Source organism: Bifidobacterium sp. M3-N-101, from assembly GCF_023656805.1.
Taxonomy (GTDB): Bacteria; Actinomycetota; Actinomycetes; order Actinomycetales; family Bifidobacteriaceae; genus Bifidobacterium; species Bifidobacterium breve.
Genome location: NZ_JAMOKQ010000003.1, coordinates 222,363 through 235,473, shown reverse-complemented (window position 1 = coordinate 235,473; position 13,111 = coordinate 222,363). Strand labels below are relative to the sequence as shown.

General features: G+C 58.1%; 8 protein-coding genes, 1 tRNA gene and 2 pseudogenes. 9 read left to right on the top strand and 2 right to left on the bottom strand.

Going from position 1 to position 13,111, the window contains the following annotated elements; translation table 11 throughout:
- Together NBH12_RS10935 and NBH12_RS03640 are read left to right on the top strand one after the other, a co-directional pair.
- Positions 1–115: pseudogene (locus NBH12_RS10935) on the top strand (IS30 family transposase); the annotation flags it as partial.
- Between the two features lie 9 nt (positions 116–124).
- Positions 125–634: pseudogene (locus tag NBH12_RS03640) on the top strand (putative endonuclease domain-containing protein); the annotation flags it as partial.
- A gap of 583 nt (positions 635–1,217) precedes the next feature.
- Here NBH12_RS03640 and pgm read toward each other — a convergent pair.
- Positions 1,218–2,894 carry a phosphoglucomutase (alpha-D-glucose-1,6-bisphosphate-dependent) gene (gene pgm / locus NBH12_RS03635; protein ID WP_003829934.1) on the bottom strand — a complete coding sequence of 559 codons (1,677 nt, stop codon included), beginning with the start codon at positions 2,892–2,894 and terminating at the stop codon, positions 1,218–1,220.
- A gap of 495 nt (positions 2,895–3,389) precedes the next feature.
- Here pgm and NBH12_RS03630 point away from each other — a divergent pair, with 495 nt between their 5' ends.
- Both NBH12_RS03630 and NBH12_RS03625 read left to right on the top strand, forming a co-directional pair.
- The gene (locus NBH12_RS03630; protein ID WP_003832913.1) at positions 3,390–5,480 is read left to right on the top strand and encodes a glucose PTS transporter subunit IIA; all 2,091 of its coding nucleotides are present in this window, start codon (positions 3,390–3,392) and stop codon (positions 5,478–5,480) included.
- Positions 5,481–5,531: 51 nt separating this feature from the next.
- Positions 5,532–6,425: a PRD domain-containing protein gene (locus NBH12_RS03625; protein ID WP_015439189.1), complete on the top strand. Its 894-nt coding sequence runs from the start codon at positions 5,532–5,534 to the stop codon at positions 6,423–6,425.
- Position 6,426: 1 nt separating this feature from the next.
- On the opposite strand, the gene NBH12_RS03620 is transcribed toward NBH12_RS03625, so the two are convergent.
- Complete coding sequence (locus NBH12_RS03620; RefSeq protein ID WP_052787251.1) at positions 6,427–7,608, bottom strand: diacylglycerol/lipid kinase family protein; 1,182 nt, start codon at positions 7,606–7,608, stop codon at positions 6,427–6,429.
- Positions 7,609–7,847: 239 nt separating this feature from the next.
- On the opposite strand from NBH12_RS03620, the gene serS reads away from it, so the two are divergent.
- The 5 genes from serS to NBH12_RS03595 all read left to right on the top strand — a co-directional run bounded on the left by serS (position 7,848) and on the right by NBH12_RS03595 (position 13,032).
- A complete protein-coding gene (gene serS, locus NBH12_RS03615) occupies positions 7,848–9,134 on the top strand; it encodes a serine--tRNA ligase (RefSeq protein ID WP_025222096.1) in 1,287 nt (428 codons plus the stop codon).
- Between the two features lie 122 nt (positions 9,135–9,256).
- Positions 9,257–9,341: transfer RNA gene (locus NBH12_RS03610), tRNA-Ser, on the top strand.
- Between the two features lie 265 nt (positions 9,342–9,606).
- Positions 9,607–10,923: an ABC transporter substrate-binding protein gene (locus NBH12_RS03605; RefSeq protein WP_250819184.1), complete on the top strand. Its 1,317-nt coding sequence runs from the start codon at positions 9,607–9,609 to the stop codon at positions 10,921–10,923.
- 187 nt (positions 10,924–11,110) lie between these two features.
- Complete coding sequence (locus NBH12_RS03600; protein ID WP_250819183.1) at positions 11,111–12,082, top strand: carbohydrate ABC transporter permease; 972 nt, start codon at positions 11,111–11,113, stop codon at positions 12,080–12,082.
- Positions 12,082–13,032, top strand: a complete 951-nt coding sequence (locus tag NBH12_RS03595; protein WP_250819182.1) for a carbohydrate ABC transporter permease — start codon at positions 12,082–12,084, stop codon at positions 13,030–13,032. Before NBH12_RS03600 ends, NBH12_RS03595 begins: the two co-directional genes overlap by 1 nt.
- The last annotated feature ends 79 nt before the right edge of the window (positions 13,033–13,111 follow it).

The window sequence follows — 13,111 nt, the reverse complement described above, 5'->3', positions numbered from 1 at the left end:
CGACGAGATCAACAACCGCCCCATGCGCGTGCTCGGCTACCGCACGCCCGCCGAGGCGTTCGCCGACGAACTGTTAGAATTACAGGACCAACAAGGGTGTTGTACTTCTAAATAGACATCGGGTGCCGTAACCATTTATCATGATCTGATACGGTTTGTAGAAGAGCTTCCTCGTTTCAAAGGACGAACGATGTGCGTTCGTGCGTTGTCGTTGATTATGCCTGGTGTGGACTCGCCAAAAGAGTCGGAAGAAAGACTGTCGTTGCTGACTCATGGTATTCCTCAGCCGGTGGTGAATTATGTAGTTCCGGACATGACCTTTAGATCTGGGGCTCCTGTAACGTTGGATTTGGCGTGGCCCGAATTCAAGGTCGCAATCGAATATGATGGCGACCATCATCGCACCAATAAAACGCAGTGGCGTAGGGATCAAGAGAAAAGATCCAAGTTGGTTGCCCGGCAGTGGATTACGTTCGTGGCGACGGCGGCTAATCTTGCGGACGAGGCTGCATGTGCAGAATTCTCATTCAATGTGGCACGTGCTCTTGCTTTGCGAGGTGCGGTATTCGATTTTCAGGTAATTGCTATGTCTATTGAGCAGTTGGCTGAGACTCGGCTCCGTCGGCAGGGTTAAAGTATCTCGGCGTTGCGATGGGCATTGTGCACTAGCATCGGGAAAGAGGATTGGGTGCGGTGCCAACGGGGGCGATTCTGGTTTGCTTATATGCCTCCTAATTTGAATGTTGTTGCAGAGCTGCGGAGTCTTAGCCATTGAGTCAATGTCGATGGTCGAATCGTTCTCGGAGCGTTGTTGGCTCGTATCTTGGGGTGCTATACGATGCGAGCATTGCTGCGATGATATTCAGCGTGGGACAACATGTGAATTTGCTCGTTTTTTCCATGTTGTCCCACACGGCATTGGAGAAGATTCCGTCGATTGTCGTGAGAATGGCGGTTTTCCGCGGTTCTTGGAATGACTCCGTTGGGACAACATGAATTTAAAACGATCTATTGCAATGTCGTCCCATATTATGTGGGACAACATCTTCTAAAGGGCCATTTTTTCGTGTTGTCCCACGATAAAGCAGTACAGAGCCGCTTGAGATGCATATTTTCATATGAAAACGCTGACCAATAAGATGAGGGCTTGATTATTGGCGGAAACCAACAATCAAGCCCTCATCTGAGTTTTGCCGGAGCGGCTTGCTGAGTAATCCTTACTCGCCCAGGGCCTTGTCGACTACTTCGGTGGCTTCATCGAGCACCTTGTCCAGCGCCTCAGGGGAGACGAAGGACTCGGCGTACACCTTGTAGATGTTCTCGGTGCCGGAGGGGCGGGCGGCGAACCAGTTGTCCTTGGTGGTGACCTTCAGGCCGCCGATCTTGGCGTGGTTGCCGGGAGCCTCGGTCAGCTTGGCGGTGATGTCCTCGCCGGCCAGGGTGGAGGCGGTCACGTCGTCGCCGGACAGTGCCGCGAACTTGGCCTTCTGTTCGAGCGTGGTCGGAGTGTCTACGCGCTTGTACCAAGATTCGCCGAAGCGCTCAACCTGCTCCTGATGCAGCTGGGCCGGGTTCTTACCGGTCTTGGCGGTGATTTCAGCGGCCAGCAAGTCGGGAATCAGGCCGTCCTTATCGGTGGTCCACACGCGGCCATTCTTGCGCAGGAAGCTCATGCCGGAGCTCTCCTCGCCACCGAACGCAACCTCGCCGCTGAACAGCGGGTCGACGAACCACTTGAAGCCCACCGGCACCTCCAGCACCTTCGCGTTGATCGACGCGGCTACGCGGTCGATCAGGGAAGAGGAAACCAGCGTCTTGCCCACGGCTGCACCCTCGGGCCAGCCTGGACGGTTGCCTCCGAACAGGTACTCCACGCACACGGCGATGTAGTGGTTCGGGTTCATCACGCCCCAGTTCGGGCAGACGATACCGTGACGATCGGCATCGGGGTCGGTGCCGCCGACCAGGTCGTACTTGTCCCAAGCGCCACCGTTGAGCTCGTCAACCAAGCCCTTCATGGCATACGGGGAAGAGGGGTCCATACGGATCTTGCCGTCGTGATCGATGGTCATGAAGCGCCAGGTCGGGTCGACCTCAGGGCGCACCACGCCAATGTTCAGGCCGTACTTCTCATTGATGAGCGGCCAGTAGTTCACGGAAGCGCCGCCAAGCGGGTCGATGCCCAGACGTACGCCGGAAGAACGAATCACGTCAAAGTCGATGACGTTCTCCAGGTCGTCCACGTAGTGCTCGCGGAAGTCGAAGCCCTCGACGTACTCGGACTTGATGGCCTCCTCGTACGGCACGCGCTTGACGTTCTTGTAGTCGGCAAGCAGCTCGTTGGCGCGGGCGGCGATGGCGTTGGTGGTTTCGGCCGGAGCCGGGCCGCCGGTGACGGGGTCGTACTTGAAGCCGCCGTCGGTGGGCGGGTTGTGGGACGGCGTGACGACGATGCCGTCAGCTAAGCCTTCGCCCTCAAAACGCTGGGTGCCGTCGGCCGCACGGTTGTGGGTCAGGATGGCCTGAGAGACCACAGGGGTAGGCACGAAGTCGTCGCGAGAATCGATGCGCACGTGCACGCCGTTGGCGACGAGCACTTCGATGGCGGTCTTCTTGGCCGGGCCGGACAGCGCGTGGGTGTCGGATCCGAGGTACAGCGGGCCGGTAACGCCGGCTTTCTTGCGGTATTCGGCGATGGCCTGGGAGATGGCAACGATATGGGCCTCGTTGAACGAGGTCTTCAGAGACGATCCACGGTGACCGGAGGTGCCGAAGATGACACGCTGCTCGGGAACGCTGGGGTCGGGGACGAGGTCATAGTACTTGCCGATAACCTCATCGACATTGATCAGATCTGCTGGGGTGGCGGGTTGACCCGCATTGTTTGCTACCATACTTTCATTCTGCCACGTTTTTTGCCGTCTGGGGCAAGATTGTGTTAAAAGTTGTCAACTTTTGTGCGAATAAGTGTATGACGGTGGCGCACGTCTGGCACAAAGAGCCTAAGCGTGGGCTTGCGTGCCGTCTCATTGCGGATGCATCGTCCAAGAAAGACACGCCGGATGTTCATCGCTGATTAAAGCCTGTTCTTCCCTACTCTCGTCTTATGTTTTGAGGTATAGGCGGGCTTTGACCATATGTGTGATTTGCCGGATTGTTATCAGCTCGTTATAATCGCTGTTCAGTCAGTAATTAGCAGGGTTGCTACTCAAATGTTGAGGCAAGACCTGAGATGTTGACGTAGTCATGTGTATTCATGATGGCGTCCATATCTCAGGTCTTTTCTGTTATTTGGCGTGACTGCCGGTTCCTGGAACGCAGATGCTCAGGAACAGGGTGGTTTCTCTGGTAGGTACTGGCTTAACCGTGGAAAAGGAATGGAGTAAGAGATGTCGCATCAAGACGATATCAAGGCAATCGTCACCAGTGTTGGTGGCGCGGCCAACATCAAGTCGCTGACGCACTGCGCCACGCGACTGCGCTTTGAACTCAATGACGCCGGCAAGGTTGACAATGCCGCGCTCGACGCCAACAAGCTTGTGCTGGGCGCCGTGCCGCAGTCCGGCGACCGATACCAGGTCGTTATCGGCGGTCAGGTCGCCTCCGTGTATGAGCAGATCATGCACCTGCCAGAAATGGCTGGTCTCGGCGCCGGCACCGTTGACGACGATGCCGATGAGCCGACTGATGCGGAGGTCAAGGCCGCCGCTCGTTCCAAGGCTCGCGGCAAGGTCGCATGGCTCGATAGCTTCTTCGAATACCTGGCCGACTCCTTCCGCCCGATTCTGGGTGTGTTGCTTGGCGCGTCTATCATCATCGCACTGGTCAACCTGTGCATTTCCCTGGGCCTGATTCCGAACGACACCGCCACCACCGGCCTGGTGTTCGTGCAGGCCATCTGGAAGGGTGTGTTCTACTTCCTGCCGATTATGGTCGCCTACAATGCAGCCAAGAAGCTCAAGGTGGATCCGTGGCTGGGCGGCGCAATCATGGGCATGCTCATGACCCCGCAGTTCGCATCCCTGTCTGACACCAAGACTTGGGGCGACGCCGTCAAGTGCGTGGAGAACACCACGCTGGGCACCTCCTCCTGCACCGCCACGGTGTTCGGTCTGCCGATGCAGCTGTCCGACTACTCCGGCAACGTGTTCGTGCCGCTGCTGATGGTCGCCGTGCTCGCGGTCGTGTACCACGGTCTGAAGAAGATCATTCCGGACAGCGTCCAGATGGTCTTCCTGCCCTTCTTCTCCATGATCATCGTCGGTGCGCTCACCGCTTTCATCATCGGACCTATCGGTGTGTGGGCCGGCAACGGCCTCGGCGCCGGACTCGCCTGGATGAACACACACGCTCCGTTCATCTTCGCCATCGCAATCCCGCTGCTGTACCCGTTCCTGGTGCCGCTGGGTCTGCACTGGCCGCTGAACGCCCTGATGATCATGAACATCAACACCCTGGGCTACGACTTCATTCAGGGCCCGATGGGCGTGTGGAACTTCGCCTGCTTCGGTGCCACTGCCGGTGTGCTGTTCCTCTCCATCCGTGACAAGGATAAGGACATGCGCCAGACCTCCATCGGTGCTCTTGCCGCCGGCCTGCTCGGTGGCGTTTCCGAGCCGAGCCTTTACGGCATCCACCTGCGTTACAAGCTCATTTACTCCCGTATGCTGGTCGGCTGCGGCGTGGGCGGCGTCGTAATCGCCGTCATGGGCTGGCTCTTCCCGGCCACCGTCGCCTCCGGCGAGACCGTGCACGGCGTGACCACCACTGCATTCGCTTTCACCTCGCTGCTCACCGTGCCGGTGTTCAACCAGATGTGGGTTTACGGCGTCTCCATCGCAGTGTCGTTCTTCACCGCCATGATTATGATTATCATGCTTGACTACCGCACTCCGGAGCAGAAAGCCGAAGCCAAGGCCCGTGCCGCGGCTCAGTCCGCCAAGGCTGTGAACGGTGGTGACGCCACCACCGCTACCGCAACCGCCGCTGTTGCCGTTGCCGATGCCCCGGCTGCCGCTGCGACCGCCACTTCCGCCGTGTTCGCTCCGATTGCGGGCCACGTGGTATCCCTTGACGATGCCGGCGATCCGGTGTTCGCTTCTCGTGCCCTCGGCGAGGGCGTGGGCATCGAGCCGGTTGACGGCACGGTTAAGGCTCCGGTGTCCGGTGTGCTGCAGACCGTTGCTGAGACTGGCCATGCTTTTGGTCTCAAGACCGACGATGGCATTGAAGTGCTGGTACACGTCGGCATTGATACGGTTAAGATGAATGGCAATGGTTTCGTGGTGAATGTGGCCAAGGGTGACCGAGTGAATGCCGGTGACCTGTTGGCGACTGTCGATCTCGACGAAGTCAAGAAGGCTGGATTCAGCACCACTACGCTGGTTACGGTACTGAACACCGCAGCGCTCAAGTCCGTTACTCCGAAGACGGATGTGAACGTTGCGGCCGGTGACGAAGTCATCGCCATCGAACAGTAATCATGGTCGGTTCGCAACCGTAACCTGAAGATCCCGACCGGAAGGGATGTCATGGAAATACTTCGCGTCTTCAATAACAACGTCGTCCTGGCGAAGGATCGGGGGCGCGAAGTCATCCTTACCGGCCGGGGTCTGGGGTTCAAGGCCAAGCCCGGCATGACAGTTGACGATGCCAAAGTGGCTCGTGTGTTCGTGCCGGCTCAAGGCCGTGACCCTGACCATATGGCCCAGTTGCTGGGCGATATTCCTCCTGAAATCATTCGTCTCATTTCCGAGACCATGGATGAGATTGGCCTGAGTTCAGAGGCCGCACAAAGCTCGACGTTGGTCATGGCGCTCGCGGATCATGTGTGCGGTGCTTTACGCCGCGCCAAGAATGGCATTCCGCCTGTGCCGTATCCGCTGAACTCGGAAATTCGTTCGCTGTATAAGCGTGAATACCAGCAGGGCTGCGCACTGCTCGCCGCGCTGAACCGTAGATTGGACGATGCGCTGGATCCCAGCGAGAGCGTTGCTTTTGCGCTGCATTTTGTGAATGCCGGCTTCTCCACAGGCGACCTTTCTCCTACGTATATGATGACCGGCGTCATCCAACAGTTGCTCGCTGTCATCGAAAGCACCTATAACATCAAGCTGGATGAGCATTCGGTTAATGTCGGCCGTTTCATCACCCATCTTCGGTATTTGTTCGTACGTATTCATCAGCATGAGCAGCTCAGCAGGGAGCCGGAGGCAATCGTTTCCTCGATTATGAGCTCCTATGCAAAAGCCTCGAAATGCGCGAGACTTATCGCATCCCTTATTGAACTGCGCCTCGATACCACGCTGACCGAAGACGAGGTTGCCTACCTGACATTGCATGTGGCACGAGTCACGGATCAAACGAATCAGAATCGTTCCTCGGATATTCCCGACCATCCGCAGCTGGCGCATATGGGCCAGTGAATCAGCGAATCGGCTCGATGGTACCGGTCGTTTCCGCGAAATCAGCGGTGGCGTTCTGCGCCGCCACCTGAGCGGTTTTCTCCAGTGCGGAAGCATCGGGTACGCGTACGATCAGAGCCCGGTGATCTACTGAGAATCGGATGTGTTTGGTCTCCGGCAGCATATCGCCATCCACCTGGGCCTTGGCTGGCTTTCCCAATACGATTTCCGCGCTCAGACCTTGCACCTGCTCAATGGTCGAGTTGGTGGACAGCGGGTTCTGCTCAGGCTTGCCGATAATGGTTTGGTGCACTACGTCGCCGAACAGGTTGGCCCAACCCAGGATGCCGCCGGTGGTGTCGATGATTTCAAAATCGAGGATGCCGTCATCATAGGACGCGGCGGGCATGAGCGAGAATACGGGAATCTGCCCGCAATTGCCGGCCATCACCGTGCGAAATGCAAGATTATTGGTGGTGTGTGTGGAGCCGTCGGCGCTGGTGACGGTCAAATTGCCGCGGAATTTCGGGGCGAACAGGTTTTTCACGCCGCCCACGAAGTATGCCAGCCAGCTGATATTCGCCTTCAAGTCCGGATCGGTGTCGTCGATCATGGCGGCGTCGAAGCCGATGCCGGCGATAATCAGGAACGCATGGCCGTGGTCGTCCTCGGGATGATCGAGCAGCGTGAGTCGGCCCATGTCCACCATGCGCGATCCGTGCGATGTGGCCACGGTCAGGGCCGCATCGATATCGTCCACAGGAATGCCCATATTGCGGGCAAAGAGATTGCCGGTGCCAATAGGCACAATGCCCAGTGCGTGGCCGGTGCCGGATACGGCGCTCGCCACCGTGCGTACAGTGCCGTCGCCTCCGACCGCGATCACCACGTCAGCGCCGTCTTCGAGCGCCTCGAGCGCACAGGCACGTCCGTCCTTGTCGAGTTGGGTGTCGTAGAAGCGCACCCGATTCAGACCCTTGGCTTTGCAGAACTCCTGAATGTGGAGCCTGCGTGCGGCGGCCTGTGGCTTGGATGGGTTCACCACGAACGCATACTGCACCTCGTCATCCCTGCGTTTCTCCAATGTCTCGGCCAGTTTGCGGCGACGGTGCGCCCGCAACGCGATGACGATGACGGCAACACATACCGCGACGATAACGATCGCGGCTACAACAAGAAATACAGTGAGCGCAGGCTGGGGCATGATTCCTATTGTTAGCGTGAGACGGCTTCTTTTCGCTGCATTCAGGAAGTACGTGAACAGTTCCTGCACGGAATGTGCCCACTCTAAGCGAGATTATTATTCACCCTGATTCCGTCTGGTGGAATTTGCTACCGTCCGAGTGCGGTTTCATCGGCCGTAAAAGATGTATGAGAGAGCATGCTCTACTCCTTATTATTGCTTTGTTGAGGGTGTCGGCTTGCGGGGCTAGTCTGGTGCTCATGCTTGATATTCAATTCATTCGTGAACACACCGATATCGTCAAGGAATCCCAGCGCAAGCGTGGCGAGTCCGTGGAACTCGTCGACGAAGTGCTTTCCTCCGACACTGTCCGTCGTGAGTCGCTCAAGGCTTTTGAAGAGGCCCGTGCCCAGCAGAAGGAAATCGGCAAGAAGGTCGCCTCTGCCCCGGCCGACGAAAAGGCCAAGCTCATCGCCGAAACCAAGGAACTCTCCCAGAAGGTCGCCGAGTTCAAGTCCAAGGCCGATGCAGCTGCCGAGGAATACACCACCGCCATGTGGAAGCTCTCCAACATTGTGGAGCCGGAAGCTCCTGAGGGGGGCGAGGACGATTACGTGGTCGTCAAGAAGGTCGGCCAGATTCGTGACTTCGCGGCTGAAGGTTTCGAGCCCAAGGATCACCTGACCCTCGGCACCGGCGTGGCTGGCATCGACATGCGCCGCGGTGTCAAGGTGGGCGGCTCCCGCTTCTACTTCCTGCGTGGCCAGGTGGCCCGCATGCAGATTGCCATGCTCACTATGGCCGTTGACCAGGCAGAGGAGCACGGCTTCACGCTGGCCATTACCCCGACGCTCGTGCGCCCCGAAGTCATGCGCGGCACTGGCTTCCTGAACTCCCACGCCGACGAGATCTACCGCCTGCGTGAGCCCGATGACCAGTACCTGGTCGGCACTTCCGAAGTGGCGCTTGCCGGCATGCACGAGAACGAGATTCTCGACCTCGGCAATGGCCCGCTGCGTTACTGCGGTTGGTCCTCCTGCTACCGCCGCGAGGCCGGCGCCGCAGGCAAGGACACCTCCGGTATCATCCGCGTCCACCAGTTCGACAAGGTGGAGATGTTCGTCTACGCCAAGCAGGAGGACTCCTACAAGGAGCATGAGCACCTGCTGGCTATGGAACAGGAGATGCTCGCCAAGGTCGAGGTGCCATACCGCATCATCGACACCGCCGCCGGCGATCTCGGCTCCTCCGCCGCCCGCAAGTTCGACTGCGAGGCTTGGGTGCCGACCCAGGACCGTTACCGTGAGCTCACTTCCACCTCGAACTGCACCGAGTACCAGGCTCGTCGTCTGAACATCCGCGAGCGTATGGAAGACGGCGGCACTCGCCCGGTCTCCACGCTCAACGGCACGCTGGCCACCACCCGTTGGCTGGTCGCCATCATGGAGAACCATCAGCAGAAGGATGGCTCCATCGAGATTCCGAAGGCCATGCGTGCCTACATGGGCGGCAAGGAAGTCATCGAGCCGACTAAATGGGAGGCCTGATTTCATCAGGCCCGCTGGCAGATTAGCTGCATGTAAGGCTTATGGGGGAGTGCGACTGTGTCCGCTCCCCAAATCCTTCCCTTTTGTATAATCAAATATCGTGCACATGCGCATGTGCATAAGGACAGATGTCTGAGCGGTCTAAAGAGACGGTCTTGAAAACCGTTGAGGGGCAACCCTCCGCGAGTTCGAATCTCGCTCTGTCCGCCTGTGAACGATGAGCCTCGGAGCAATCCGGGGCTTTTTCGTATTTCACGCATGGTCCACTGGTAGACCATAAGTATGTAGCTTTGTAAGGAGTATTAATAAAATGACAAAACGAGCATAATAAGGAATCAAACCGGGTTAATGTCACTATTCCACTGGGGCGCGCAGAAATTGTTAGTTAGGTTGACAATAAAGATTTGAGCGCCTAAACTGATTAACAGTCGTCACAGAGGAGTGATGACGCCATTATCGAAGGAGTAGAGATATGGTATCGCACAACAAGCGCATCGTGGCTGCTCTTGCCGCGGTAGCAGCAATGGGTATTGGTTTGGCCGGTTGCGGCGGCAGCGACACTGCTGGCGACACGAAGTCCGGCAGCGATGGCGGTGTGGTCAACATCACCTATATGCACCGTCTGCCCGATTCCGAAGGCATGACCTTGGTCAACGACATTGTGGCCAAGTGGAACAAGGAGCACCCGAACATTCAGGTCAAGGCCACCAAGTTCGATGGCAATGCCTCCGACATGATTAAGAAGCTCGAGACCGACGTCAAGGCTGGCAATGCGCCGGATCTGGCTCAGGTCGGTTACGCCGAGGTTCCCGAGGTCTTCACCAAGGGCCTTCTGCAGGATGTCACCGATGAGGCCGCCAAGTACAAGGACGATTTCGCTTCCGGCCCGTTCGCACTGATGCAGGTGGGCGGCAAGACCTACGGTCTGCCGCAGGACACCGGCCCGCTGACTTACTTCTACAACGCCGCTGAATTTGAGAAGCTCGGCATCACCGTGCCGAAGACCGCTGACGAGCTCATCGAGACCGCCAAGAAGACCGCTGCCCAGGGCAAGTACATCATGACCTTCCAGCCTGATGAGGCCATGATGATGATGTCCGGCCAGGCCGGTGCTTCCGGTCCGTGGTACAAGGTCGACGGCAACTCCTGGGTTGTCAACACCCAGACCAAGGGCTCCAAGGCCGTGGCCGATGTCTACCAGCAGCTGATCGACAACAAGGCCGCCCTCACCAACCCGCGTTGGGATGCATCGTTTGATAACTCCATCCAGTCCGGTCAGCTGATCGGCACCGTGGCCGCCGCTTGGGAAGCCCCGCTGTTCATCGATTCCGCCGGTGGCACTGGTGCTGGTGAGTGGAAGGTCACCCAGCTCGGTGACTGGTTCGGCAATGGCACCAAGACCGGCGCCGATGGTGGTTCCGGTGTGGCCGTGCTCAAGGGTTCCAAGCACCCGGCCGAAGCCATGGAGTTCCTTGACTGGTTCAACACCCAGGTTGATGACCTTGTCTCCCAGGGCCTCGTCGTGGCCGCCACCACCGCGGAAGCCAAGACCCCGCAGAAGTGGTCCGACTACTTCAGCGGACAGGATGTCATGGCTGAGTTCAAGACCGCGAACGGCAACATGGGTGACTTCACCTACATGCCTGGCTTCTCCGCAGTCGGCGCTGCAATGAAACAGACCGCCGCCAAGGCTGCCGATGGTTCTGCCAAGGTTTCGGATGTGTTCGACACCGCTCAGAAGACCTCGGTGGATACGCTGAAGAACCTCGGTCTGTCCGTCAAGGAGTGACCTCACTAGGTCTTGTCAACGGGCCGGCTTGAAATAGCCGGCCATCCAAGACCTCCGATGCCTCGCATCACCATAGCGAAAGGCCGGGGCACATACTCCGGCCTTCCGTATTGTTTGGGGGTGTTGCTGCAAGGGCTGTGGTCCTTGTTATTGTTTTACTGTTCTTTGCAAAGACAGGTTTTGTATTATGACTGCATCCACTACTCAGGCGAAGGGCAAAGCACCTAGGCGTGCCGCCGCCAAGCCGAAGCGGTCCGGCGCTCAGAAGCGCGAGAACCGCACCGGCTGGGCATTCATGGCACCGTTCGCCGTCCTGTTCGCTTTCGTGTTCATCTTGCCCATCATCTGGGCCATCTATTCCAGCTTCTTCCGTCAGGTCACCGAGGGCGGTGGCGCATACGGCGGTGGCGAGCTGGTCAATAAATTCGTAGGATTCCAGAACTTCCAGTATGTTATTACTTCCGGCAACTTCTGGTCCGGCGTCGGCAGGGTGCTGGTCTACACCCTGATTCAGGTGCCGATCATGATCATCGCCGCACTGGCGTTGGCCATCGTCATCGACTCGTTCGTGGTCAAGCATGTCACTGGTTTCCGTCTGGGCTACTTCCTGCCCTACGCCATCCCCGGCGTCGTGGCCTCGATTATCTGGGTCTACCTGTACAACGGCCAAATCTCGCCGATTGTCAAGGGACTTGCCGCCATCGGCGTCAATGTGGACTTCTTCAACAAGAACATCGTGCTCGGCTCGATGGCCAACATCACCACATGGACCTTCACCGGCTACAACATGCTGATCTTCCTCGCCGCACTGCAGGCCATCCCGCATGACCTCTATGAGGCCGCCCGTATCGACGGCGCCAATGGTTGGCAGATCGCCACGAGGATCAAGCTGCCGAACGTGCGTGGCGCGGCCCTGCTGGCCATGCTGCTTTCCATCGTCGGCACCATTCAGCTGTTCAACGAACCGCAGATCATGTCTACGGCTGATCCGGGTATTTCCAAGTCGTATACACCGATGATGATGGCCATGAGCACTTCTCAGGGCAGCATTACCCCGTCTGGTGACGGTCCGGCTTCGGCCATCGCCATTGTCATGGCTCTGATCGCAGGTGTGCTTGCCGTGCTATACACCTTGGCCGAAAGGAAGGTGAACGAGTAATGAGCTCCGTAACCGTTGAAGAACGCGCCCGCAAAAAGGCCGAGCGCAAGCTCGAAAAGCAGCGTCAGGCTGCGCAACACGATTTGCCTCGCTCCATGCGACCGTCCGCGGCCGTGAAGACCCTCACCGTGGTGCTGCTGGTACTGGTGTTGATCTACTTCCTGTTCCCGATTTACTGGGCCATCATCGCGTCCACCAAGACGCCGGCCCAGATGACCGGTAGCAACGGCATGTGGTTTGCTGTGCCGCTTGACCAGCTGCCCAATGCCATCGCCACTAACTATTCCAAGCTGCTTGGCTGGACTCGTGGCAACTTCTGGCGCTGGGTGTTGAACTCCCTGATTTATTCGGGCGTCTCGGCATTGATCGGCACCATCGTGTCTGTGATGGCTGGCTACGCCACTGCGAAGTTCAACTTCCGCGGCAAGAACGCGGCTATTGGCGTCATCATGGCCTGCATGCTGATGCCCGCCGCACTGCTGACCATCCCGCAGTACTCGATTTTCCACACCCTGCACCTGACCAACACGATGCTCTCCATCATCATCCCGTGCTGCGTCTCCCCGTTCGGCTTCTTCCTGGGCCGCACGTACGCGCAGAGCTCGGTGCCTGATGAGTTGCTCGAGGCGGCCCGCATTGATGGTGCGAGCGAGGCACGAATCTTCTTCACTATTGTGCTGCGCCTGCTGGCTCCGGCAATGGTGACGATCTTCCTGTTCCTGTTCGTGGCCACGTGGAACAACTTCGTGCTGCCGTTGATGATGGTGTCTTCCGACACCCTGAAGCCGGTGACCTTGGGTCTGTATGGCATGGTCTCGCTGTCTACGTTCACCGATCGTGGTGCCCTGATGATGGGTGCCTTGCTCGGTGTGCTGCCGGTGATTGTGCTCTTCCTCGGCCTCCAGCGCTACTGGCAGTCCGGTTTGGCTGCCGGTGCGGTCAAGGGCTAATTAATCCACCGCCCGGCATAACATGTCACTCCTTCCGATGCCAGGCGGCGCCCCCCTTCTCTATCGGAGTGACATTATT